The organism is Bradyrhizobium monzae, from assembly GCF_021458635.1.
In the GTDB taxonomy this organism is placed as follows: Bacteria; Pseudomonadota; Alphaproteobacteria; order Rhizobiales; family Xanthobacteraceae; genus Bradyrhizobium.
Map to the genome: position 1 here is coordinate 197,087 of NZ_JAIRDQ010000001.1, position 22,127 is coordinate 219,213.

Consider the following 22,127-nt stretch of genomic DNA (forward strand, 5'->3'; position numbering starts at 1 on the left):
CTACTCGGCTGCGATCTGCCTTGGCGCGGGCGGCGGGTTCGCCAGATCGGCGGCGAGCTGGGCGTAGCGGGCCTTGGCGTCCGCCACGGCCTTCTCCTTGACCGGGCCGTAGCCGCGGATGCGGTCGGGCAGCGACAGCAGTTCGACCGACGTGTCGATCGTGACCGGCGACAGCAGGCCGAGCACGGTGGCAACGTCCTTTTCGTAGCCGACGATCAAATCGCGCTCGAGCTTGCGGTCGGCGCTGCGGCCGAAAATGTCGAGCGGTGTGCCGCGCAGGAATTTGAACTTTGCCAGCACGCCGAACGCTTTCAGCATCCACGGACCAAAGGCACGCTTCTTCGGGCGGCCGAGCGCATCGACGCCGGACGCCAAAATCGGCGGAGCGAGGTTGAAGCTGAACTTGAAGTCGCCCTCGAACTGGTCGCGGAGCTGTTTTGCGAAGGCGCCATCGGTGAAGAGCCGCGCAACCTCGTACTCGTCCTTGTAGGCGAGCAGCTTTGCGTAGTTGATCGCGACGGTGCGCGGCAGCGCATCGCCGTAGCCGCCCTTCGCGGCGGCATCGCGGACCTGGTCGACCAGCTTGCGATAACGCTTGGCCAGGCGGCCGTTCTGGTAGGCGGTGAGATGCTTGCTACGGTGCTCGATGACCTCGTCGAGCGTCATGGCATCCAGCGTCTTGGGTGCGGCGACCTCGTCCGTCCCCTTCAGCATATCAGCGAGCCGTGCAGGGTCCGCGACCGCAAGGCGGCCGAGGCGGAAGGCCTCCTTGTTCATCTTGATCGCCACGCCGTTGACCTCGATCGCCTGCTCGATCGACTCCGCCGACAGCGGGAACAGCCCCTTCTGATAGGCATAGCCCATCATCATCATGTTGGTGGCGATACTGTCGCCCAACAGCTGCTCGGCCGGCTTGGTGAAATCGAAGAACACGGAGTCCTTGTGCAAGGCCGTTTCCAGCAACCCATTCAGCTTGCGGGTCTGGAAGTTGAAGTCGCGGTTCAGGACGAAGTCGGCGGTCGGAATGACGTGGCTGTTGATGATGCCGTGGGTGCGATTGGAGTCGCAGAGCGAGATCGTGTCCTTGGCGACGGCGACCACCTCGTCGGCGGCAAGCACGACGTCGGCCGTGCCGGTGACGATGCGCGAGCACGTGACTTCCGCCGGGTGATCCGACAGGCGCACGTGACTGAGCACCGCCCCGCCCTTCTGCGCCAGACCGGACATGTCGAGGATCATCGAGGCCTTGCCTTCGATATGCGCGGCCATGCCGAGCAGCGCGCCGATGGTGAGGACGCCGGTGCCGCCAACGCCGCCGACCGCGATGTTGTAGGGCTTGTCCAGCGCCGGACGCGACGCCGGCTCCGGCAGCGCGCCGATGTCGGCCAGCTCCGCCGGCGCACGATGGCGCGGCGCGCCACCGTCGATGGTGACGAAGGACGGGCAAAAACCCTTGAGGCAGGAATAGTCCTTGTTGCAGGACGACTGGTTGATGGCGCGCTTGCGGCCGAACTCGGTCTCCAGCGGCTCAACCGAGATGCAGTTCGACTGCACCGAGCAATCACCGCAGCCTTCGCAGACGGCCGGATTGATCATGACGCGGCGCGCCGGATCCTCCATCAAGCCGCGCTTGCGGCGGCGGCGCTTTTCGGCGGCGCAGGTCTGCACGAACACGATCGCCGAGGTGCCCTTGTACTCGCGGCACATCTTCATGACGTTGTCGAGTTCGTCGCGGTGATACTTCTTGACGCCGGGCGCGATGGTGTCGGCCGGATAGGTGTCGGGTGCCTCCGAGACCAGATAGATTTCGCGAATGCCTTCGGCGTGGAGCTGGAAAGTGATCTGCTGCGGCGAGAGATCGCCGTCGTGACGCTGGCCGCCGGTCATGGCGACGGCGTCGTTGTAGAGGATCTTGTAGGTGATGTTGGTCTTGGAGGCGACCGCCTGCCGGATCGCGAGAAGGCCCGAATGGAAATAGGTGCCGTCGCCGAGATTGGCGAAAATATGGTTCTCGTTGGTGAAGGGCGCGATGCCGACCCACGGCACGCCCTCGCCGCCCATATGGGTAAAGGTCTCGGTCGAGCGGTCCATCCACAGCGCCATGAAGTGGCAGCCGATGCCGGCCAGCGCCCGGCTGCCCTCGGGGACCTTTGTCGATGTGTTGTGGGGGCAGCCGGAGCAGAAGTAGGGAGTGCGGGAGACCGGCGCTGTGGCCTGCATCTGGGTGGCCTGGCGGCCGTTGAACCAGTCGGCCTTGGCGCGGAGCATCTCCGCGATTTCGGGGTTGAGATTAAGTCGAAGGAGGCGCTCGGTCAGCGAGGTCGCAAGCGAGGCGACGCTGAGCTCCGCGGAGAAGGTCAGGAAGCGCTTGTCGTGCTCGTCCATCTTGCCGACGATGCGCGGGCGGACGTCGTCGCGCCAGTTGAACAGCTCCTGCTTGACCTGGTTCTCGACGATCTCGCGGCGTTCCTCGACGATGAATATCTCTTCGAGACCGACTGCGAACTGCCGCACGCCTTCCGGCTCCAGCGGCCAAGGCATGCCGATCTTGTAGAGGCGCAGGCCGATCTTGGCGGCGACCTGCTCGGTAATGCCGAGCTCGCGCAGCGCCTGCCGGACATCCTCGTAGCTCTTGCCGGAGGCCATGATGCCGAAGCGGGCGTTCGGCGAATCCATGGTGACGCGGTTGACCCTGTTGGCGCGCGCAAAGGCGATCGCGGCAAAGCCCTTGTAGTCCTGCAGGCGCCGGTCCTGCTCGAAGCGGTCATCGGGCCAGCGCAGGTTGAGGCCGCCGGGCGGCAGCTCGAAATCCGGAGGGATGATGAAAGGCTTCATTTCGTCGGTGAGATCGATCTCGGCGGTGGTCTCCACCGTCTCCGTGATCACCTTCATGCCGACCCAGCAGCCGGAATAGCGCGACATCGCGATGCCGAGCAGGCCCATCTCGATCATCTCGTGGATGCTCGAGGGATAGAGATACGGCATCAAGGCCGAGATGAAAGCGTGGTCGGACTGATGCGGGACGGTCGAGGACTTTGCGCCATGGTCGTCGCCGGCGAGGCACAGCACGCCTCCGTTCTTGGCGGAGCCGGCGGCATTGCCGTGGCGGAAGACGTCGCCGCAGCGGTCGACGCCGGGGCCCTTGCCGTACCAGATGCCGACCACGCCGTCGTATTTTGCGCCGGGCGAGAGGTTGAGCTGCTGAGAGCCCCACACGGCCGTCGCCGCCAGATCCTCGTTCACGCCGGGCTGGAACTTGATGTTGTACTGCTCGAGATGTCTTCGCGCGGCAAAAAGCTGCTGATCGTAGCCACCAAGCGGCGAGCCGCGATAGCCGGAGATGAAGCCCGCGGTGTTCAACCCCGCGGCGCGGTCGCGGCGAATCTGGGCCATGGGCAGGCGGACCAGCGCCTGGATGCCCGTCGTGAAGATATGGCCGGTGTCCTGGGTGTATTTTTGATCGAGACTGATCGGACCCTGGTTGATGCCCATGTTGTCCTCTTTGCCGCCCTGTTCAGGTCTTGCCCATTAAGCCGTTGCCTGCCCGTTGTTTTTAGCTAGGGCGCGCCGACCACCTGCGCCACTCTATGTCGGATATTTAACGCAGCGCACCACAAATCTGGCCCTTCCGCGGCGGCAGGAAAAAAACGCAATTTCGTGGCCGGAAAGGCATGGGCGATGTTCAATTTGTGTCACCATAACCCGGCATCGCGAAACGACGTGACGTTCGTATGATGCGAATGGGCTGATGAGTCGCAGCAAGAAGGGTCGACGATGCGGAGGATTCTGGCTGGCCAGGCTCTGGTAGGTTTGGTCTTGTGCAGTGCGGTTGCGGGCGCAGCCGTCGCCGCCGAGCCGTCGCCCGAGCTGATTGCCTACGGCAAGACGCTGGTCGAGGCCGGCGACTGCGCCGGCTGCCACACCGCGGATCCCGCCAAGCCGTTCGCCGGCGGCAAGCGCATCGACACGCCGTTCGGCGCGATCTATGCGCCGAACCTGACGCCGGACCGCGACACCGGGATCGGCGCCTGGACCGACGACAATTTCACCCGCGCCGTGCGCACCGGTACCGCACCGGACGGCTCGCTCTATTACCCGGCGTTCCCCTACCCCTACTTCACCCGGATGACCAAGGACGACACGCTGGCGATCCGCGCCTATCTCGGCACGCTCGCGCCGGTCGTCAGCCGCAACAAGCCGCCGGAGCTGCGCTGGCCATTTGGCTATCGCGGCTTGATGCGAGCCTGGAACTTGCTGTTCTTCACACCCGGCCTGTTCGAGCCGGACCAGAGCAAGAGCGCGGTGTGGAACAGGGGCGGCTATCTCGTCACCGGGCTCGGCCATTGCGGCGCCTGCCACACGCCGAAGAACTATTTTGGCGCGGACAAGGCCGCGCAGGCGCTATCCGGCAGCGAGCTCGGCGGCTGGTACGCGCCGCGCCTCGATGGCGCCGCCCGCGCCGGTCTGCAGTCATGGAGCGCGGACGACATCGCCGAATATCTGCAGAGCGGCCGCAACGCCAAAAGCCATGCCGACGGGCCGATGGCAGAGGTCATCGTCAATTCGACCTCGAGGATGAGCGATGCCGATGTGCGTGCGATCGCAGTGTACCTGAAGAGCCTGCCGCCGGTGCGCCGCGAGACCATCGTGCCGCCGCTCGATGAGACCGAGATGAAAGCCGGCCAGGCGGTCTACGCAAAATTCTGCATCGCCTGCCATGAAGCCGACGGCTCGGGCGCACCGCGCATCTACCCGCCGCTGCCAGGGAATGCCCTGCTGCAGTCGATCAACCCGTCCTCGACCTTGCGCATCATCCTCGACGGTGCGCACACCGTGACGACGCCGCGGGCGCCGAACACCGGTGAGATGCCGGGCTATGCCAAGCAATTGTCGAATGCCGAGATCGCGGCGGTGACGAACTACATCCGCAACTCCTGGGGCAATGCCGGCCCGCTGGTGACGCCGGCCCAGGTGGCGAAAGCGCGCGGGCAAGATTAATCCCCGACTCCCTAGAGGTCGTCATGCCCGGGCAGAAGCGCGAAGCGCGTCTTCGCGCTAGATGTCCCGGGCATCCACGTTCTTCGTGCCGTGAGCAAGACGTGGATGGCCGGGTCAAGCCCGGCCATGACGGCGTGGAAGCTGGAGAGACGAAGAAAGTGCGACTACTTCTCCTCGTCGCCCGTAAACACGAATTTCGGCATCTCCCATTTGTAGCGCACCGCCAGCAGGCGGAGGCTGATCCCGAGGATGAAGGTCAAGATCGTCCAGAGCTCGGCGTTGAGGTTGAGCCCGAACGCCGTGGCGTAGAACAACCCCGTCACCACCGAGACGGTGGCATAGAGTTCAGAGCGAAACAGCAGCGGCACGTCGTTGCAAAGCACGTCGCGCAACACGCCGCCGGCGCAGCCCGTCACCATGCCTGAGACGATGACGATCGGTAGCGAGGCGTCTATCTGCCAGGCGACATCGCAGCCGGTCATGGTGAAAACGACGAGGCCGATGGCATCGAGCACGATGAAGGCGAGCTTGAGCCGGTGCACGAGCCGCGCGAACAGAATTGTGAGGAAGGCCGCGCCACCGGCGAGCGCGAGATAGATCGGGTTTTGCACCCAGACCAGCGGATAATGCCCGAGGAACAGATCGCGCAGCGTACCGCCGCCGAGCGCGGTGATGCAGCCGAGGAAGCAAACCCCTAACCAATCCATGCTGCGGCGGCCAGCGGCGAGCGCGGCCGTCATGCCCTGCGCGGCCACCGCGACCAAGGAGAGGAAATGCAGCACGCTATCGCTGGGCAGGCTCCACATCGCCTTGTTCCCCTTTCCCACGATGGAACTTACGCGAAATAGTTCCTTCATGAACAGGTTCCCGATTCCTTGCGCGAGAGCAACATGCGACGAAAGCATAACGCGCGCGGAACAGAATCTCGCATCTACGGGTTGTCAGGGTGCAATCAACGAGGAGACCCAATCGATGGCTGACGACCGTTTTCCCAACGATCCGTATCGCCCGAACCTCGCCGACGACGAGTACCTTCGCGCGGCGCGCAGGGATGCCGACCTTCAGGCCGATCCCGAACTGGGTGAAGGCCCCGCCTCCAGCGGCAAGGTCGCGCTGTTCGCCGTGGCCGTCGCCCTGGTGCTGGGCGCCGTGTTCTACGGCTTGAACAACTCCAATACGGGCAACCAGGCGAGCAACACGCCTGCCACGCAGACCGCGCAGCAGACGGCTCCGGCCAACCCGGCCGCGCCTCCCGGCATGCGTGACGTGACGCCGCGCAACAACGCCGCGCCGGGCGTGACCACGGGTGCTGCGCCCAGCAAGCCGGCGGCTCCCGATATGCCTGCTGCGAAGCCAGATCCGACTCCGCCGTCTGATGGCGCGAAGTAACGATTTACAACAATGTGCAACAGCGGCGGGATCGAAAGGTCCCGCCGCTGTTGTTTGTCTTTTATTGTTTGAGCATGAACTTGTCGGAGAACCGCTGCACACTTCTCCGGAGCATGCTCTAGCTGAACATCTTGTTGAGCTCGCCGCCGGGATAGCCGCCGGCCAACTCGGCAAACGTCCCCTTCTCCGCCATCTCCTTCGCCGCACGCATGAAGCCGCCCCAGGCAGCGCGGGCGAGCGAGCCGCCGACGCTGATGCGTCGGACGCCGAGATCTTCGGCTTCTTTCAATGACAGGCCGGAGCCGCCAATCAGCAGGTTGAACGGTTTTGGTGCGACAGCCTTCACCACCGCGGCGATGTCCTCGCGCGTCTTCAGGCCCGGCGCGTAGAGACAGTCGGCGCCGGCATCCGCGTAGGCGGTAAGCCTATCGATGACGAGCTTGAGGTCGGTCACGCCCCAGAGGAATGCTTCGCAGCGGCCAACCAAGAGCGTGCCGCTGTCGCCGATCGCCTTGCGCGAGGCCTTGATCCGTTCGACCGCGAGCGCGCGCTCGTAGATCGGCTTGTCCCTGTCGCCGGTGGAATCCTCGATCGACAGGCCGGCGACGCCGGTGCGCACGCCGCGCTCGACATTGTCGGCGACCTTGTCCGGCTCGACCGCGAAACCACCCTCGAAATCCGCATTCACGGGAATGTCGACGGAAGAGCTCAGTGCTGCCAGATGTTGACAGACGTCCTCGACGGTAACGTGGTTGTCGGCCTTGCCGATGGTCCAGGCAAAGCCCGCGCTCGACGACGCCAGCGCCTTGAAACCGAGATGCTGCAGCGCCTTGGCGCTGCCGACATCGACCGGATTGGGCAGGATGAAGCAGCCGCTCTCGTGCATCTTCCTGAACGTCGCGCGCTTGTCAGCAGTTGTCACATGCATGTTTCTCTCCCTTATTGGCCGCGCAGACATAGGCACGCGTTTTGGGCAGCGCCAGTGCGCGCCCGGCAGCGCCAGTGCGCGCCCGACAGCGCTAGTGCGCGTCGTGCACGGCACGGCTGTCCTTCGGCGCCTGCTCGCGATCATTCATGCCGTAGTCGCGCATCACGCTGGCGATACGCAGATGATAGTCGGCAAAGATCTTTGCCCTGCCTTTCGCCTGGGTACGGCGGTGCTCCATCGTGTTGCGCCAGGCCTGGACCGCGGCCTCGTCCCGCCAGAACGACAGCGACAGGATTTTACCCTTATCGGTCAGGCTTTCGAACCGCTCGACCGAAACGAAACCGTCGATGGTTTGCAGGATCGGCTTCAGATCGGCCGCGAGGTCGAAATAGTCCTGGCGATGTTCCGGCTTCGGCCAGACTTCGAAAATCACGGCGATCATGGGCGGTTCCTCTTCGCTGATGGCCTACAGTACCACTTACAAGACCACTTGGCGCAGGAAGGTGCGCTCTTCCGCGAGGATGAATTTGTTGTCCTCGGCGAAGTGGAAGTTCGCCATGCCCTCGGCATCCTGCCGCAGCCGCGCGCGATAGGCCTCGTAGGCCGCGAGGCTTTCGAAGGTGACCAGCGCGAACGCAATGTTGTTGGTGCCTTCATGCGGCATGAAATAGCCGATCAGGTCGCCACCGCATTTCGGGATGATGCTGAGCCAGCGCTTCGAATACTCCTCGAACTGCGCGCGCTTGAAGGGATCGAGCTGGTAGCGGATGAAGACGGTGACGGACATGATGGATTCTCCTGTTTGCTCCGTCGTTGCGAGCGCAGCGAAGCAATCCAGGAATCCCACCGCGGAGGCAGCCTGGATTGCTTCGTCGCTTCGCTCCTCGCAATGACGACGTCGTGAGAACCTACGCGCTTGCCCGACTACAATGCTTCGGCTACCATCGAAGCATGAAATCAGGACCCGACATCGCCATGGTCGCCGCGCTGGTCGGCGACCCCGCCCGCGCCAACATGCTCACGGCGCTGATGAACGGACGCGCGCTCACGGCAAGCGAGCTCGCGCAGGAGGCCGGTATCACGCCGCAGACCGCGAGCTCGCATCTCGCCAAGCTCGAGGCCGGCGGGCTGGTCGAGCCGGAGAAACAGGGCCGCCACCGCTACTACCGCCTCACCGACGACGACGTCGCCGGCGTGCTCGAAGGCCTTGCCGGCCTTGCCGCACGCACCGGGCACATGCGCGTGCGCACCGGGCCGAAGGATCCGGCGCTGCGGCGCGCGCGGATCTGCTACGACCACCTCGCCGGCGATCTCGGCGTGCAGATGCTGGATTCGCTGCGCACGCGAAACCTGGTCAGGCAGAAGAAGCAGGACATCGAGCTCACCGCCGAGGGCGAGCGCTTCCTCGCCAGGAATCTGCAGATCTCGCCGGACATGCTCAGCCATCCGCGCCGTCCGGTCTGCAAGGCCTGCCTCGACTGGAGCGAACGACGCCACCATCTCGCGGGCACCTTGGGCGCCGCGATGATGCAGCGCTTTGCCGAGCTGAATTGGGCCGCGCGCGACGCCACCCCCGGCAGCCGCGTGGTGAATTTCACCCGCACTGGCGAGAAGCAATTTGCAGCGCTGTTCGGAAATGGAAAGGACTGATCACGCAAGAATGCGTGACGGCACACAATCGCGTGTGTACGCAGGCTTTCGCCACGGACGGGCTTGACCCGGCCATCCACGCGCTTATGCGAACGGTCGTTCCGTGACCGTCAGAGACCTCCATGATCCGCATCCTCCGGGCCGCTCTCGCCGCCGCCCTGCTCGCTTCCCCGCTCACCGCCTACGCCGCTGACGCGCCCCAACGCGAGCCCTATGGCATCGCGCTCGAAGGCTTTGCCTATCCCTATCCCGTGCACCTGCTCCCGGTCGTGAACGACGGCGAGCAGCTCAGCATGGCCTATATGGACGTCGCGCCGGCGCAGCCGAACGGCCGCACCGTGGTGCTGCTGCACGGACGCAATTTCCCGTCGAGCTATTGGGCGCCTGTCATCAAGATGCTCAACGACGCCGGTTATCGTGTGGTGGTTCCGGACCAGGTCGGCTTCGGCAAATCCTCCAAGCCTGCGGGCGAACTGCATTTCGACAATCTGGCGCGCAACACCATCGCGCTGCTCGACCATCTCAAGATCGACAAGGCAGATGTCGTCGCGCATTCGCTCGGCGGCATGCTCGGCGTCCGCATCGCCCGCGCCTATCCGGACCGCGTCGCGCATCTGGTGCTGACCGCGCCGATCGGGCTCGAGGACTACCGCCTCTACGTGCCGCCGACGCCGACCGAGAAAATCGTCGAGACCGAGGACAAGCTCACCGCCGACGGCTATCGCAAGCAGCTCCTGACCAATTACGCGATCAAGCTGCCGGGCGACGCGATCACGCCGTTCATCGACGCCCGCTTCAACATCAAGGGCAGCCCCGATTATCCGCGCTGGCTGCGTGCCTTCGTCTCATCCGGCCAGATGATCTATCGCGAGCCGGTCGCGCACGAGATTCCGCTCATCACCGAGCCGACACTGTTCATCATGGGCGCCGACGATCACAACGCACCGGGCCGGCCGAATGCGCCCGAGGCGCTGCGGCCCAGGATGGGGCAGAACGCCGAGCTGGCAAAAGCGTTCGCGGCGAAGATGCCGAATGCGCGGGCTGAAGTGATTCCGGACACCGGCCACCTCGTCTTCCTCGAGGCGCCCGAGAAGTACAAGGAGTTGGTGCTGGGCTTTCTCGGCCGCTAGCGTCGTCATTGTCGCGTGAAGCCCTATGCCGGAAATGTTCATGCCGCATTCAGGTCATGATTGGCATGTTTGGCACGCGCCGTGCCGACATGTCGCAAAAATTAACATGTCGAATCGTATCTTTTGATTCATTGTGCGCCCCAAGCGCGCAGCCCCCAGAGACTTACCCAGACACTTGCCCCCAAGGACGAGAGGAAGACGATAATGAAATATCTGTTCGCCGCCGTGATGCTCACCAGCGCGGTCGTTGGTTTCAGCGAGGCGGCCAGCGCCGCCGGTGGTTGCGGCCCGGGCTGGTACCGCGGCGCCTATGGCGGCTGCCGCCCGATGCGCGGTCCGGTCGTCGTGGCCCCCGCCCCGGTCGTGGTAGCCCCGCCGGTCGTCGTCGTGCGCCCGCGCGTGTGCCCCTATGGCTTCCGCTGGTACGCCGGCCGCTGCCGTCCGTTCTGATCTCTCGCACTTGCGAAATGGCCGCGCGGCGAAAGCTGCGCGGCCGTTGTCGTTGAGAGCCCTGAGGCAAAGCAAAAAGGGGATCGCGATTGCGATCCCCTTTTTCAGTCCGGTCGCGGCATTACCAGTGACGCCAGTGGCGGCGGTGCCAGCGACGGCGCCAGCCCCAATGGCGGTGGCGCCAGCCCCAGTGGCGGTGATGCCAGCCGCCGTGACCGCGCCAGTGCACCTGCTCGGGCTTGAGTTGGGCTGCTTCCTCGCTGGTGGTGACGGCGGGATGCGCATCCGGATGGGCTAACGGCAGGCCGCCATTGCCGAGCGGCTGCGGCGCCAGCGGCGCGGCCTGCGCGGCCTGCGCGGCGGCGGTGAATGCAGCCGCACCGGCCGCGGCGCCGATAGCCAGTCTGAGAAAATTGCGGCGTTCCATGATGTCTTCCTCTCGAGCACGTTGCATGATGCGAAGGGAAGTGTCGGGCTCGCGACATGAACTGCCGCTGAATCGGTCGTTCAGGTTCATTGCAAAGGTGTCAGGGAGGCGCACTACGTCGCAAATTCCTGCGCCAGCACCAGCGTCTCGCGCGAACGCTTCACCTCGGGCCATAGCTGGTTATAGTGCCGGCAACAAAAAGCCCGCGCGACGGAACATGACGAGCGCGCGACATCAGGGAAGGACCGGCCATGCGCAGGATCATCACGGGCCTCATCGCGATCGCCAGCCTCTTTCCCCTCGCCTCGCGCGCCGAGATCGTCCGCTTCGATATCACCGAACGCGTGCCCGCCTTCGCCGGGCGAAGTTTTGGCACTGTCGGCAGCTATGAGCGCATCACCGCGCGCGCGACCTTCGCGCTCAACCCTGCCGACGATCGCAACGCCATCATCACCGATCTCGCACTGGCGCCGCGCAACGCCGACGGCAAGGTGGAAGCCACCGCCGATGTCGTGATCCTCAGGCCGACCGATCCGACGCACGGCAACGGCACGCTGCTGCTGGACGTACCCAATCGCGGCAGAAAACTCGCGCCGCAACTGTTCGACGATTCCGCCCAGCCCGGCGCCAACAATGCCGACAAGGCCGAAGACGCCGGCATCGGCTTCCTGCACCGGCAAGGTTTTACGATGGTCTGGGTCGGCTGGCAGGGCGACATTCCCTCCAAGCCGGGACAACTTGCGATGACCGCACCGGTGATCAAGACCGTCACTGGCCCTGCCCGGGAAGAGGTTATTTTCGACAACACGACCAACCCGGCGCGCGCGACCCTGACCTGGCCCGCGGCGGACGCCGCCAACCTCAACGTCACCGTGCGCGCCGCCTGGGCCGATGCGCGGCAGACGCCGCCCGGCCTCGCGGCAAGGCTCGTCGATCCCAATACGGTCGAGATCACCCGGCCCGACGGCTTTGACGCCGGCGCGCTCTACGAGATCACCTACACCGCGCGCGATCCGGTGCCGCTCGGCATGGGTTTTGCGGCCGTGCGCGACGTCGTCAGCTTCCTTCGTCACGACGAGACACAGGCCAACCCGCTGCTCGACGGCCTGCATCCGTCGGTCAGCCGCGCCATCGGCTTCGGCGTCTCGCAATCCGGCCGCTTCCTGCGCGACTTCCTCTATCTCGGCTTCAACGAGGATCTTCAGGGCCGTATGGTGTTCGACGGATTGATGCCGCATGTCGCCGGCACGCGGCGGATGGCGACCAATGTCCGCTTCGGCCAGCCCGGCCGCAACCCGCGCCACATGCAGGACCCGGCGTGGCAGGCCGATCTTTTCCCGTTCACCTATGCGACGCTGAGCGATCCCTATTCTGGCAAGACCGACGGCGTGCTGCGCCGCTGCTCGCTCTCGGCGACGTGCCCGAAGGTGATGCAGACCGACAGCGAGCACGAATGGTGGGCCTCGCACGCCTCGCTGCTGGTCACCGACCTCGCCGGCAATCACCTCGACCTCCCCGACAATGTCCGCGCCTACATGATCGCGGGCACGCCGCATTTCGCGGAAGCCGCCGACGTGATGAAGAAGGGCTTGCCCGCAATGTCGCTGCCGCAAAACCCGATGCATGCGGGCGGGCCTATGCGCGCGCTCCTGACCGACCTCAACGCCTGGATCAGCGACGGCACAAAACCGCCCGCAAGCCGCGTCCCCATGCGTGCCCACGGCACGCTGGTCGCGGCGCAAGGCGCCGTGCCGACCGATATCCCCGGCCTGCCCTATGCCGGCATCCATACGCTCGCCGCCTTCTCCGACCAGAGCGTGCTGCCGCCGAAGGAAATCGGGCGCTATCCCGTGTTCGTGCCGAAGGCCGACGATGACGGCATGGCCATCGCGGGCATCCGCCAGCTCGCACTCGCCGTGCCGCGCGCGACCTACACCGCCTGGAATCCGCGCGCGATAGGATTTGGCCCGACAGCGCTCTATCCGCTGCAGGGCGCAGTGGTGCCGTTCGCGCCGACCGAAGCCGCGCGGAAAGAAGTGCACGACCCCAGGCTGTCGATTGCGGAACGCTATGCCGATGACGGCGCGTATGTCGCTGCGGTGAAGCGTGAGGCGGCGCGGCAGGTCGCGGAGCGGATATTGTTGCCGGAGGATGCGGACCGCGCGGTTGAGGCGGCGAAGCATGGCAGGCTGGCGAAGCTTGGACAGTGATCGCGCGCACAGCTGCCAAGCGGACGGCGATCGCCGCAAGGGCGTCTTTGCCCACCTTGCGAAAAAATCAGATGGGCCTGTCGGAACGCGGCGCCTTCATCCGTCCTATGCCTGAGACAGCACGGAGACACCGCATGCCCGACCTCACCTTGATCACCTACGACTGGGTTCCCCCGCCGCCGCGTGGCTATGTCCGTGACCTCCGGGTGCGCTGGGCGCTGGAAGAAGGCGCCCTGCCCTATCGCGTCGCCAGCACGCCGTTCGACGACCGCGGGCCCGCGCATCTGGCGCACCAGCCGTTCGGCCAGGCGCCATGGCTGACCGATGGCGATCTCTCGATTTTCGAGACCGGCGCAATCCTGCTGCATCTCGGCAGGCTCAGCGACGCCCTGCTGCCGGCCGATCCGCGACGCCGCAACGAAGCAACGGAGTGGGTGTTTGCCGCGCTCAATTCGGTGGAGATGGCGAGCCTGCCGTGGACGATGCTGAAGTTCATGGGCCAGCCGGGATCGAAATTCTTCGACGACTTCATCACGCTTCGCCTGAAGCGCATGGAGGCGGTGCTGGCCGACCGCGAATGGCTGGCCGGCTCGTTCTCCGTCGCCGACATCCTGATGGCGGACGTGCTGCGCGTCGTCGAGCGTTTCGGCGGGCTCGCCGACAGCCCTGCCTGCCGCACCTACGTCGCGCGCGCCACGGGCCGTCCGGCATTCGCAAAAGCCCACGCGGCCCAGATGGCGCATTTCGCAGCGGCAGATGCGGCGCGCGCGGTGTGACCCACCGCACATCATTAACCCGGGGTTAGCCATACGCTGAGCGCCACTGGAACGAAGCAATTTGCCTCAAATTATCCCGGCGGAAGGTGACACATGGCCCGCATCGACTATCTCAGAGAGCAAGTAGCCCGCGCCGAACGGCTGGCAAAGGCGATCCTCGACCAGCAGACCGCCGAACGCCTCCAGGCGTTCGCAGCCGAATGCCGCGCGGAGTTGCAGGAACTGAAGCTGAGAACAGCTGCCTAAACCACGTCGCGCGCCTCACACCAGCTTCATCGGCGTATCGGCGACCACGCGCAAATCGATCCTGCCGATCAACGTCGCGCGGCGAGCCTCCGCAGCATTAATCGCATCGTCCGTCTGCCGCAACGTGCTGATGTTCGAGCCGAGCGAGACGACGCCGCCCAGCACCAGAGCGATCGAGCCGAGTGCTGCGGTCTGGCCAAATCCAAACAGTCCGAGGATGGTGACCAACAGCAGCGCCGCACCGCTGCCGATCGCGATCTTGGACGCCAAAATGTACTTCCGGCACCGCTCGGCGATCTCGGCGAGTCGCTCGATCCGATCTTCGATGTCGGAGATTTCGTCGGTCGGATCGTCTTCGGTCATCGGATTGAGCATACCGATTGTAGGCGGATCAGGCGCAGCCATAATCCGCCGCGTGCATGTCGAAAAAGGTTGGCGGATTACGCTTCGCTAATCCGCCCTACGCTCCCCTTACAACGGCAAATTGTCGTGCTTCTTCGCCGGCGTTTCCACCTTCTTGTCCTTCAGCATCGCCAGCGCCCGCGCAATCCGCTTCCGCGTCGAGTGCGGCATGATGACGTCGTCGATGTAGCCGCGCTCCGCGGCGATGAAGGGTGACAGGAAGCGGTCTTCGTATTCCTTGGTGCGCGCGGCGATCTTGTCGGGGTCGCCGATGTCAGAGCGGAAGATGATCTCGACCGCCCCCTTGGCGCCCATGACCGCGATCTGGGCGGTCGGCCAGGCGTAGTTCATGTCAGCGCCGATCTCCTTCGACGCCATGACGTCGAAAGCGCCGCCATAGGCCTTGCGGGTGATGATGGTGACCAGCGGCACGGTGCACTGCGAATAGGCGAACAGCAGTTTCGCGCCGTGCTTGATCAGGCCGCCATATTCCTGCGCGGTGCCCGGCAGGAAGCCCGGCACGTCGACGAAAGTGACGATCGGGATGTTGAAGGCATCACAAAAACGAACAAAGCGCGCCGCCTTGCGCGAGGCGTCCGAGTCGAGCACGCCGGCCAGCACCATCGGCTGGTTGGCGACGAAGCCGACGGTGCGGCCGGCGATGCGGCCGAAGCCGGTGACGATGTTCTTGGCAAACAAGTCGGCGATCTCGAAGAAATCACCCTCGTCCACGACCTTCAGGATCAGCTCCTTCATGTCGTAGGGCTTGTTCGGATTGTCGGGGATCAGCGTGTCGAGCGACATGTCGACGCGGCCGATGTCGTCGAAGCTCGGCCATTCCGGCACGCCGTCGCTGTTGTTGGACGGCAGGAAGTCGATCAGCCGCCGCATCTGCAGTAGCGTCTCGACGTCGTTCTCGAAGGCGCCGTCCGCAATCGAGGAGCGCGTGGCGTGCACCGAGGCGCCGCCGAGCTCTTCGGCGGTGACGACCTCGTTGGTCACGGTCTTCACCACGTCGGGACCGGTGACGAACATGTAGCTGGTGTTCTTCACCATGAAGATGAAATCGGTCATCGCCGGCGAATAGACGTCGCCGCCGGCGCAGGGGCCCATGATGACGGAGATCTGCGGGATCACGCCCGAGGCGAGCACGTTGCGGCGGAACACGTAGGAATAGCCGGCGAGCGCGGCAACGCCCTCCTGGATGCGCGCGCCGCCTGCGTCGTAGAGGCCGATGATGGGCGCCCGCGCCTTCATCGCCATGTCCTGGAGTTTCGTGATCTTCAGCGCGTGGGTCTCGGACAGCGAGCCGCCGAACACCGTAAAGTCCTTGGCGAATACAAACGTCTTGCGGCCGTTGACGGTGCCCCAGCCGGTGACGACGCCGTCGCCGGGCACCTTGTTCTTCTCCATGCCGAACTCGGTGGAACGGTGCTCGACGAACATGTCGAACTCCTCGAACGATCCCTTGTCGAGCAGCAGTTCGATGCGCTCGCGGGCGGTCAGCTTGCCGCGGGCGTGCTGCGCCTCGATGCGCTTCTCGCCGCCGCCGAGCTTCGCGCCGGCACGACGATCTTCAAGGGCGTCCAGAATGTTCTTCATTTGCTCCCGCCAGTTCTTAGCCTAAATGCGATTGCCGGGGGTTCTAACACGGCATTTTGCGGGCCGGGAAGCGGCTTTCGGCGCCGCAGGGCTGCCTTGCCGCAGCGTGAAAGCGCAAGGAATTACAAAGTTTTGCCTGGGAGGTGATCATGGACGAGAGAGCTGTCGAGACCGGCGCTGTGACGGGCGGCGTCAAGATCCTGCTCCGGCTGGAGGGGCTGACCCTGTTCATTGGGATGGTGATGCTCTACGCGGCCTGGGGCGGCTCCTGGCTGGTCTTTGCCCTGCTGTTCTTCGTGCCCGATCTGAGCTTCCTGGCGTACCTGTCGGACGCCAGATTCGGGGCGATGGTCTACAACGCCGCCCACAGCTACATGGCGCCGGTGACGCTACTGACGCTGGGTTTCGGCTTCGCTTCGCCCCTCACTTTGTCCATCGCCTTGATCTGGCTCGCCCATATTGGCATCGACCGGGCGCTGGGCTATGGCCTGAAATATTCCGCAGGCTTCGGCTTCACCCATCTGGGGCGGATCGGCCGGCAGACGGACGCCTGACCTCTCGCAATTGGCCGCGGGATGGCCGCCATTTTGTCGCGCCGCGCCGGTTGACCGGGCCCGCCGATTCAGGCTTGCTCTCGTTTCGATCAGGCGCCGAATGTTGCGTGAGCTCAGTCGGTACGGCGGCGGTCATCACGTCCGGCTGCAAGCATCACCTCATGTCCGCCACGGTCGTTCCCCTGCCCCCGAACAGCGCGTCCGAGACCACCGGCTTCCTGCGGCGGATGGCCAGCATGGTGTCGGGGCGGAACGGCGAGATGCTGCTGCGCGCGGCAAGCCTGATCGAGTCGCTGTCGCACCGGGCGATGTCGGCCGAGCGGCTGTTTCACGAACAGCAGGAAGAGAGCAAGCGCCTTGCCGAGCGGCACAAGGCCGCCGAGCTCGCGTCCGACGCCATGATCAGCCAAATCGCCGCGCTGCGGACGCAGCTTGCGGAGGTGACCGCGGCCGCGGCGGCCGAGCGCGCTACATTTGACACCGAGCGCGGAAAACTGCTCGGGCTGATGCAGGATGCCGAAAGCCATATCGGCAACCTCACCACCGAGCTCGATACGTTGCGCGCCTCCGTCGACGCTTTCAACGAGACCGTCGTCTCCGTGCCGATCGAGGCGCTGCGGCTGGCGCGGACGCAGTTCGACTATCTCTCGAGCGGCTTCGCACGAAAGGGCGACGTGGTCTCGCAGGCGATGAGCGAGATCGGCGGCTTCGCCATCGACCAGGCGCTGACGACGAAGAAGACGGCCGACAAGGCATGATGCGCCCGCGCGCAAATTGACAGCGCACACTCCGGTTGATCTACTTCCCAAAAATCATAAGGGAGAATCCGATGCCCGTGGTATTCCGCGTCGCGACAGCGATCATTGCGCTTTGCGCTTCAACCGCACTCGCCGGCGCTCAATCCCTGCCCAAGGACGCTCCGGCCCGGACCGAGATCTTCCCGATCCCGTCGCTCACCCTCTCGGACCAGCAATTCCTCAGCGGTGATGCCGCGGCCGGCAAGCCGGTCACGGTCGCCGGTGAATTTCGCGTAGCGCAGGGCACCGGCAAGATGCCGGTCGTGGTACTGATGCACGGCTCGAGTGGCGTCGGCGCCACCACGGAAGCCTGGGTGCACGAATTCAACGCCATGGGTATCTCGACCTTCGTGATCGACGGCTTTACCGGCCGCGGGCTGACGGTGACGGGGCCGAACCAGGCCCTGCTCGGCCGGCTCAATCTGATCATCGACATCTACCACTCGCTCGAGATCCTAGCGAAGCATCCTCGCGTCGACCCCGACCGCATCGTGCTGATGGGTTTTTCACGCGGAGGACAGGCGGCTCTGTATGCGAGCCTCGACCGCTTCAACAAGCTCTGGAACAAGTCCGGCGTGCAGTTCGCCGCCTACATTCCGTTCTATCCGGATTGCTCGACGACGTACCAGACCGACACCGAGGTTGCGGCACGCCCGATCCGCATCTTCCACGGCGCGCCTGATGACTACAACCCCGTGAAGAGCTGCAAGGCTTTCGTCGAGCGGCTCAAGGCCGCCGGGCGCGACGTCGTGCTGACCGAATATCCCGACAGTGCGCACGGCTTCGACAGCGGCCTGCTCGGGGTCAACACAGTCACGGTCTCCGCCAACGCGCAGACCGTGCGCAACTGCCATATCAGGGAAGGCGACGGCGGCGTGCTGATGAACGGCGATACCAACGCGCCCTTCACCTACAAGGACGCTTGCGTCGAGCTCAGCCCGCATGTCGGCGGCAATCCCGCCACCGCCGCGGAGTCGCGGAAGGCGGTGGCGGAGTTTTTACAGGCGCTGTTCAAGCTGGGATAAGGAGCTGCCCGACCTGCACCGATGTCGTAGGGTGGGCAAAAGCGCAGCGTGCCCACCAATCGTCGATTACGGTATAGAGATGGTGGGCACGGCGCTACGCGCCTTTGCCCACCCTACGGCATCGCAATTTTGTCGCGCGCTCCTCGCAATGACGAGCGTAGTCCGCTAGCGCGCCCGGCCCGACAGCCGCAGCACGAAGACGAGAACCTCGGCCACGGCCTTGTAGAGATCAGGGGGAATTTCCTCGCCGAGCTCGACCTTGGAGAGCGCGCCGGCCAGGGTCTCGTTCTCCTCGATCGGGATATCGTTGGCCTTGGCGATCTCGACGATCTTGGCGCCGATCGTGCCCTTGCCCTTGGCGACGACGACAGGCGCGCCGCTGCCCTTCTCGTAGTGCAGCGCGATTGCGAGCTTGGACTCCTCGCTCATGTGGCGCGATCCAGGAAATGCCCGGCACGGGCCGGCGGTGCTTGCGGCGGGGTGCCGTCGCGCACGACGATGTCGCCGGGCTTGAGCTCGGCTTTGGTCAGCGCCTGATTGAGCTCGCCGATCCCGGCGCGGAGCTGCTGCGCCGTCGCCGGCCGCTCGGCCCACATCCGCACAAAAGTCTTGTCGCCATTGAGCGTGATCAGAGCGTGCACGGGTCCGCTCGGCTCGACATTGAGCGTGAAGCGCGCGCGCCAGGCGCGTTTGGCGGGATCGGCCTGCTCGTTGCCGCCGTCACGCGAGATCTCGAACTGCGCCATCGCGGTGCCCTTCGGAGTCGCAAACGGAATCTCGAAATTCCACTGCGGCACGGCCGGGTCGATGCGATGCCCGCTGGCATCGACGCGGTCGGGCAGCGAGGCCACCTGCAACAGCGTCTGCCGCGCGATCGCGGCATCGGTGTCGTCGAGCAGGCGATGCACGGTCGCGGCAAGCGACGTGTCAGCTGTGAGCGATGGCGAGGCGATCGCTTGCGGCGACGGCAATGCGCCGCGAAACGGCGGTGGCGTGGTCGTACGCACGGCCGCTTCGAAGGCGTGACCATCCGGCACGGCCTTGGTGGAGCCCGGCACATTCCCGGTCAGGCGTGGCAGATTTTGCGTGACCTCTTGCAGCAGGCTCGCGGCAAGGCCAGCGGGGATCGTCCGGGGCAGTCCTGCCTGCGGTGCGTCGACCATATCGGCAAGCACGGCGGTCACGACATCGGCGCTGCGCTGCATTTGCGGCGATTGGGCTATCTCTGCGTCAGGCAGCGGCGCTTGCACTGCCTCGCCTGCAGCTTGAGGTGGCGAGCTCGCGGCCTCCGCCGTGGCGACGGCGTTGGTCGCAACCGCAACGGCCTGTGTCGGTGGCGCGGCGGTCTCGAGCGTGCCTGACGTTGCGGCCAGCGTCTGGCGCAGCACCAGCAGCGCCGCTTTCAAATCGGGCACCGCGCCTGACGGCGACGTCGTGCCCGCGGCAAGCGAGGCCTCGAGGAACAGGCCGGATTTCTGAAAGGCGGATTCGATATCGCCGCCATCAAGCGCGGAGTTGAGCGGCGTCTGTTGCGCCAGCACATCCAGCACGGCCTGCTTCAGGCCGACCGGCAGATCGCTGCCGGTCACGACGGACGCCAGATTGGCAAACAGCGGCGCCTGGCTGCCCTGTTTGGTCACGGCCTCGGCCGATGCTGCGGTGACGGCGATCTGCTCGGTCGGCGTCAGGGGATTGCGGGCTGAATTGACCGACGGCGCAAGCGGCGGGCTGTCAACCAGCGAGGCCGCCGTCGGCGTCAGCGTGACCTGATCCGTGCTCGCCTCGCCTGCCCCGTTGACGACGGCGAGCCGGATGGTGCCGTCGTTCTGCGACACCGCGAGCTGAAGATTTTGTCCGGGTGTCAGCGAGACCTCGGACATCACGTCCATCGAGAGATTGGCGATCGCGATCCGTACTAGATTGTCGGCGAGCACGCTGACGACTTTGGCATCGATGACGCTGCCGGCCTGCAGCACGAGATCAGGCGTCGCCGCATCAGCCACGGGGCTGGCGGCACTGGCGGGAACGATCGAGCTTATCGGCGTCACGATATCAGGGCCCGGGGAATGCTGGTCCCACCCTAAGGCTCCGTCGTAAACCTCCCGTTAAGGACCTTTGGCCGGAGGCGGGTTAACGGCCGCCAACACCGCTACGGCGGCCTCGAAATCCCGCAAGCGGGTAACCCGCCGGGCAGCCGCCTCCTCGTCCACGCCCCATTGGTCGATGTTCCAGTCCTCGTCGACATGGGCGGCGGCCCAGACCTGGCCGGCGTCGCGCACGCCATGGGCCAGCGCCAGCGCCAGCAGCGCCGAGCCGGTCAAGGTCGTGACGATATGGAGGGCGGCGACCGACCAGGGATCCGCCGGCAGCGCGGCGCGGGCGGCACGCAACGCCTCGTCCGGCTGCTTCACGTGCATGATGCCCTCGGACAGGATGAAATGCGCCCCCAGCGCCCCCGCGGCCCAGAACAGCACGGGGTCCCACTGCGCGGCCTCGCGGGCGACCAGCCCCTCGGGGTGGCCGGCGCGGTAGAACAGCAGGTCGGTCTCGAGATATTTTGCGAGGTCATCCGTGACGAGTTCGACGCGGTCGACCACGCCCTCGACCACGCTATTGGCGATCCGCGTCAGCGGCATGGTCACGGGATCGATCGCCTCGCCCTGCGCAGCCCACTCCGCGGCCACGGCATCGGCGAGTGCCCGCGAAGGGATCACCACTTGGCGGGCGGAGGGCGTGCGGATCGGCTTGCCGTCGAGCGTGACGCCGAATCCGCCCTCGGCCTCCGCGACGCCCACCTCCTTGTAGAAGCGCTTGCGCAGCGGTGTCCGTGCGGACGCACGCGCCGATTCCCTTGGATCCGGCGGGGGCTGCCCGGCTGCTTCTTCGAACAATTCGCGCATGTGAGTTTTCGGTCTCCGCCGCTGAATGCAGGCTTTTGAAGTAAGATCGGCTTTTAAGGTAAGATCGGCGGCCGATAAAGCGAGCGGTCATGAGGGAACTTGCGGGCATTGCGGCCCTGTTCGCCGGGCTCTGGCTGGCCGCGGCCGAGGCCGGCTTTCGCACCCCGGAATCGCTGGTCCGCAACGTCTACGGCTATTATGGCGAGGGCGCACCGGAGCTGTCCAAGGGTCTGCCGCGGGATGAGGCGACCACCCGGCAGTTCTTCGACCCGTCCTTGCGCAAGGCGTGGAACGATCCTCGGACCGAGCCCTATGATTTCCTGGTGCAGAGCCCGAGCTGGAAGCTCGGCCCGGTCGCGATCGCGATCATCCGCAGGCAATACGACAAGACCTATGTTGCCGCGAACTTCGACAATCACGGCCGGAAGGTCGCGCTGAACTTCATCCTGATCAACGGTCCGGAGGGCTGGCTGATCACGGATATCGAGAGTCCGCATGACAGTTTGCGGATGTTTCTGGAGCAGTTTCGGAATTGAGATAGGCCAGCCACTTCTATCTCCACCGTCATTGCGAGCGAAGCGAAGCAATCCAGAATCTCACCGCGGCAGCAGTCTGGATTGCTTCGTCGCTTCGCTCCTCGCAA

The 22,127-nt window shown here is 65.1% G+C and carries 23 protein-coding genes; 12 read left to right on the forward strand and 11 right to left on the reverse strand.

Features of this window, described 5'->3' with window-relative positions; genetic code table 11:
* Entirely contained in the window at positions 1-3,492 is a 3,492-nt protein-coding gene (locus K3F49_RS01060; RefSeq protein WP_234678939.1) for an indolepyruvate ferredoxin oxidoreductase family protein, read from the reverse strand.
* Between the two features lie 282 nt (positions 3,493-3,774).
* On the opposite strand from K3F49_RS01060, the gene K3F49_RS01065 reads away from it, so the two are divergent.
* Complete coding sequence (locus tag K3F49_RS01065; protein ID WP_234678940.1) at positions 3,775-4,998, forward strand: c-type cytochrome; 1,224 nt, start codon at positions 3,775-3,777, stop codon at positions 4,996-4,998.
* Between the two features lie 164 nt (positions 4,999-5,162).
* Here the strand turns inward: K3F49_RS01065 and K3F49_RS01070 are convergent, their stop codons facing one another.
* Positions 5,163-5,804, reverse strand: a complete 642-nt coding sequence (locus K3F49_RS01070; RefSeq protein WP_234680548.1) for a trimeric intracellular cation channel family protein — start codon at positions 5,802-5,804, stop codon at positions 5,163-5,165.
* Positions 5,805-5,970: 166 nt separating this feature from the next.
* Here K3F49_RS01070 and K3F49_RS01075 point away from each other — a divergent pair, with 166 nt between their 5' ends.
* A complete protein-coding gene (locus K3F49_RS01075) occupies positions 5,971-6,387 on the forward strand; it encodes a hypothetical protein (RefSeq protein WP_234678941.1) in 417 nt (138 codons plus the stop codon).
* Between the two features lie 118 nt (positions 6,388-6,505).
* On the opposite strand, the gene K3F49_RS01080 is transcribed toward K3F49_RS01075, so the two are convergent.
* The 3 genes from K3F49_RS01080 to K3F49_RS01090 all read right to left on the reverse strand — a co-directional run bounded on the left by K3F49_RS01080 (position 6,506) and on the right by K3F49_RS01090 (position 8,102).
* Positions 6,506-7,315, reverse strand: a complete 810-nt coding sequence (locus K3F49_RS01080) for an isocitrate lyase/PEP mutase family protein (protein ID WP_234678942.1) — start codon at positions 7,313-7,315, stop codon at positions 6,506-6,508.
* Between the two features lie 91 nt (positions 7,316-7,406).
* Positions 7,407-7,757, reverse strand: a complete 351-nt coding sequence (locus tag K3F49_RS01085) for an antibiotic biosynthesis monooxygenase family protein (RefSeq protein ID WP_234678943.1) — start codon at positions 7,755-7,757, stop codon at positions 7,407-7,409.
* 36 nt (positions 7,758-7,793) lie between these two features.
* Positions 7,794-8,102 carry an NIPSNAP family protein gene (locus tag K3F49_RS01090; RefSeq protein WP_234678944.1) on the reverse strand — a complete coding sequence of 103 codons (309 nt, stop codon included), beginning with the start codon at positions 8,100-8,102 and terminating at the stop codon, positions 7,794-7,796.
* Between the two features lie 164 nt (positions 8,103-8,266).
* Here K3F49_RS01090 and K3F49_RS01095 point away from each other — a divergent pair, with 164 nt between their 5' ends.
* From K3F49_RS01095 to K3F49_RS01105, 3 genes are all read left to right on the forward strand, one after another.
* Positions 8,267-8,965: an ArsR/SmtB family transcription factor gene (locus K3F49_RS01095; protein ID WP_234678945.1), complete on the forward strand. Its 699-nt coding sequence runs from the start codon at positions 8,267-8,269 to the stop codon at positions 8,963-8,965.
* A gap of 122 nt (positions 8,966-9,087) precedes the next feature.
* Complete coding sequence (locus tag K3F49_RS01100) at positions 9,088-10,095, forward strand: alpha/beta fold hydrolase (protein WP_234678946.1); 1,008 nt, start codon at positions 9,088-9,090, stop codon at positions 10,093-10,095.
* 204 nt (positions 10,096-10,299) lie between these two features.
* Entirely contained in the window at positions 10,300-10,545 is a 246-nt protein-coding gene (locus K3F49_RS01105) for a GCG_CRPN prefix-to-repeats domain-containing protein (RefSeq protein ID WP_234678947.1), read from the forward strand.
* 121 nt (positions 10,546-10,666) lie between these two features.
* Here the strand turns inward: K3F49_RS01105 and K3F49_RS01110 are convergent, their stop codons facing one another.
* Positions 10,667-10,972 (reverse strand): twin-arginine translocation signal domain-containing protein, encoded by a 306-nt coding sequence (locus tag K3F49_RS01110; protein ID WP_234678948.1) that lies wholly within the window; start codon positions 10,970-10,972, stop codon positions 10,667-10,669.
* Positions 10,973-11,223: 251 nt separating this feature from the next.
* On the opposite strand from K3F49_RS01110, the gene K3F49_RS01115 reads away from it, so the two are divergent.
* The 3 genes from K3F49_RS01115 (at position 11,224) to K3F49_RS01125 (ending at position 14,204) form a co-directional block, all read left to right on the forward strand.
* A complete protein-coding gene (locus K3F49_RS01115) occupies positions 11,224-13,182 on the forward strand; it encodes an alpha/beta hydrolase domain-containing protein (RefSeq protein ID WP_234678949.1) in 1,959 nt (652 codons plus the stop codon).
* Between the two features lie 134 nt (positions 13,183-13,316).
* On the forward strand, positions 13,317-13,958 hold the full coding sequence (locus K3F49_RS01120) for a glutathione S-transferase family protein (RefSeq protein ID WP_234678950.1): 642 nt from the start codon (positions 13,317-13,319) through the stop codon (positions 13,956-13,958).
* A gap of 93 nt (positions 13,959-14,051) precedes the next feature.
* Complete coding sequence (locus K3F49_RS01125) at positions 14,052-14,204, forward strand: hypothetical protein (protein WP_234678951.1); 153 nt, start codon at positions 14,052-14,054, stop codon at positions 14,202-14,204.
* 15 nt (positions 14,205-14,219) lie between these two features.
* Here the strand turns inward: K3F49_RS01125 and K3F49_RS01130 are convergent, their stop codons facing one another.
* Positions 14,220-14,567 (reverse strand): hypothetical protein, encoded by a 348-nt coding sequence (locus K3F49_RS01130; RefSeq protein WP_234678952.1) that lies wholly within the window; start codon positions 14,565-14,567, stop codon positions 14,220-14,222.
* A 108-nt stretch (positions 14,568-14,675) separates the two neighbouring features.
* Positions 14,676-16,208 carry an acyl-CoA carboxylase subunit beta gene (locus K3F49_RS01135; RefSeq protein ID WP_234678953.1) on the reverse strand — a complete coding sequence of 511 codons (1,533 nt, stop codon included), beginning with the start codon at positions 16,206-16,208 and terminating at the stop codon, positions 14,676-14,678.
* Positions 16,209-16,357: 149 nt separating this feature from the next.
* Here K3F49_RS01135 and K3F49_RS01140 point away from each other — a divergent pair, with 149 nt between their 5' ends.
* The 3 genes from K3F49_RS01140 (at position 16,358) to K3F49_RS01150 (ending at position 18,584) form a co-directional block, all read left to right on the forward strand.
* Positions 16,358-16,762 (forward strand): DUF4260 domain-containing protein, encoded by a 405-nt coding sequence (locus K3F49_RS01140; protein WP_234678954.1) that lies wholly within the window; start codon positions 16,358-16,360, stop codon positions 16,760-16,762.
* Positions 16,763-16,923: 161 nt separating this feature from the next.
* The gene (locus K3F49_RS01145) at positions 16,924-17,520 is read left to right on the forward strand and encodes a hypothetical protein (protein WP_234680549.1); all 597 of its coding nucleotides are present in this window, start codon (positions 16,924-16,926) and stop codon (positions 17,518-17,520) included.
* Positions 17,521-17,591: 71 nt separating this feature from the next.
* Entirely contained in the window at positions 17,592-18,584 is a 993-nt protein-coding gene (locus K3F49_RS01150) for a dienelactone hydrolase family protein (protein ID WP_234678955.1), read from the forward strand.
* A gap of 165 nt (positions 18,585-18,749) precedes the next feature.
* On the opposite strand, the gene K3F49_RS01155 is transcribed toward K3F49_RS01150, so the two are convergent.
* From K3F49_RS01155 to K3F49_RS01165, 3 genes are read right to left on the reverse strand one after another with little or no spacing between them, the layout of a single operon-like run.
* Positions 18,750-19,013, reverse strand: a complete 264-nt coding sequence (locus tag K3F49_RS01155) for an EscU/YscU/HrcU family type III secretion system export apparatus switch protein (protein WP_234678956.1) — start codon at positions 19,011-19,013, stop codon at positions 18,750-18,752.
* On the reverse strand, positions 19,010-20,635 hold the full coding sequence (locus tag K3F49_RS01160; RefSeq protein ID WP_234680550.1) for a flagellar hook-length control protein FliK: 1,626 nt from the start codon (positions 20,633-20,635) through the stop codon (positions 19,010-19,012). The genes K3F49_RS01155 and K3F49_RS01160 overlap by 4 nt, the downstream gene beginning before the upstream one ends.
* 54 nt (positions 20,636-20,689) lie before the next feature.
* Positions 20,690-21,484, reverse strand: a complete 795-nt coding sequence (locus K3F49_RS01165) for an ATP12 family chaperone protein (protein ID WP_234678957.1) — start codon at positions 21,482-21,484, stop codon at positions 20,690-20,692.
* 89 nt (positions 21,485-21,573) lie between these two features.
* On the opposite strand from K3F49_RS01165, the gene K3F49_RS01170 reads away from it, so the two are divergent.
* Positions 21,574-22,020, forward strand: coding sequence for a hypothetical protein (locus K3F49_RS01170; RefSeq protein WP_234678958.1), 447 nt, complete (start codon positions 21,574-21,576; stop codon positions 22,018-22,020).
* The last annotated feature ends 107 nt before the right edge of the window (positions 22,021-22,127 follow it).

What these genes read in the sequence shown, in the direction of transcription:
- K3F49_RS01060 (WP_234678939.1), bottom strand. Translation starts at nt 3,492, where the DNA reads ATGGGCATCAACCAGGGTCCGATCAGTCTCGATCAAAAATACACCCAG.
- K3F49_RS01065 (WP_234678940.1), top strand. Translation starts at nt 3,775, where the DNA reads ATGCGGAGGATTCTGGCTGGCCAGGCTCTGGTAGGTTTGGTCTTGTGC.
- K3F49_RS01070 (WP_234680548.1), bottom strand. Translation starts at nt 5,804, where the DNA reads ATGTGGAGCCTGCCCAGCGATAGCGTGCTGCATTTCCTCTCCTTGGTC.
- K3F49_RS01075 (WP_234678941.1), top strand. Translation starts at nt 5,971, where the DNA reads ATGGCTGACGACCGTTTTCCCAACGATCCGTATCGCCCGAACCTCGCC.
- K3F49_RS01080 (WP_234678942.1), bottom strand. Translation starts at nt 7,315, where the DNA reads ATGCATGTGACAACTGCTGACAAGCGCGCGACGTTCAGGAAGATGCAC.
- K3F49_RS01085 (WP_234678943.1), bottom strand. Translation starts at nt 7,757, where the DNA reads ATGATCGCCGTGATTTTCGAAGTCTGGCCGAAGCCGGAACATCGCCAG.
- K3F49_RS01090 (WP_234678944.1), bottom strand. Translation starts at nt 8,102, where the DNA reads ATGTCCGTCACCGTCTTCATCCGCTACCAGCTCGATCCCTTCAAGCGC.
- K3F49_RS01095 (WP_234678945.1), top strand. Translation starts at nt 8,267, where the DNA reads ATGAAATCAGGACCCGACATCGCCATGGTCGCCGCGCTGGTCGGCGAC.
- K3F49_RS01100 (WP_234678946.1), top strand. Translation starts at nt 9,088, where the DNA reads ATGATCCGCATCCTCCGGGCCGCTCTCGCCGCCGCCCTGCTCGCTTCC.
- K3F49_RS01105 (WP_234678947.1), top strand. Translation starts at nt 10,300, where the DNA reads ATGAAATATCTGTTCGCCGCCGTGATGCTCACCAGCGCGGTCGTTGGT.
- K3F49_RS01110 (WP_234678948.1), bottom strand. Translation starts at nt 10,972, where the DNA reads ATGGAACGCCGCAATTTTCTCAGACTGGCTATCGGCGCCGCGGCCGGT.
- K3F49_RS01115 (WP_234678949.1), top strand. Translation starts at nt 11,224, where the DNA reads ATGCGCAGGATCATCACGGGCCTCATCGCGATCGCCAGCCTCTTTCCC.
- K3F49_RS01120 (WP_234678950.1), top strand. Translation starts at nt 13,317, where the DNA reads ATGCCCGACCTCACCTTGATCACCTACGACTGGGTTCCCCCGCCGCCG.
- K3F49_RS01125 (WP_234678951.1), top strand. Translation starts at nt 14,052, where the DNA reads ATGGCCCGCATCGACTATCTCAGAGAGCAAGTAGCCCGCGCCGAACGG.
- K3F49_RS01130 (WP_234678952.1), bottom strand. Translation starts at nt 14,567, where the DNA reads ATGACCGAAGACGATCCGACCGACGAAATCTCCGACATCGAAGATCGG.
- K3F49_RS01135 (WP_234678953.1), bottom strand. Translation starts at nt 16,208, where the DNA reads ATGAAGAACATTCTGGACGCCCTTGAAGATCGTCGTGCCGGCGCGAAG.
- K3F49_RS01140 (WP_234678954.1), top strand. Translation starts at nt 16,358, where the DNA reads ATGGACGAGAGAGCTGTCGAGACCGGCGCTGTGACGGGCGGCGTCAAG.
- K3F49_RS01145 (WP_234680549.1), top strand. Translation starts at nt 16,924, where the DNA reads ATGTCCGCCACGGTCGTTCCCCTGCCCCCGAACAGCGCGTCCGAGACC.
- K3F49_RS01150 (WP_234678955.1), top strand. Translation starts at nt 17,592, where the DNA reads ATGCCCGTGGTATTCCGCGTCGCGACAGCGATCATTGCGCTTTGCGCT.
- K3F49_RS01155 (WP_234678956.1), bottom strand. Translation starts at nt 19,013, where the DNA reads ATGAGCGAGGAGTCCAAGCTCGCAATCGCGCTGCACTACGAGAAGGGC.
- K3F49_RS01165 (WP_234678957.1), bottom strand. Translation starts at nt 21,484, where the DNA reads ATGCGCGAATTGTTCGAAGAAGCAGCCGGGCAGCCCCCGCCGGATCCA.
- K3F49_RS01170 (WP_234678958.1), top strand. Translation starts at nt 21,574, where the DNA reads ATGAGGGAACTTGCGGGCATTGCGGCCCTGTTCGCCGGGCTCTGGCTG.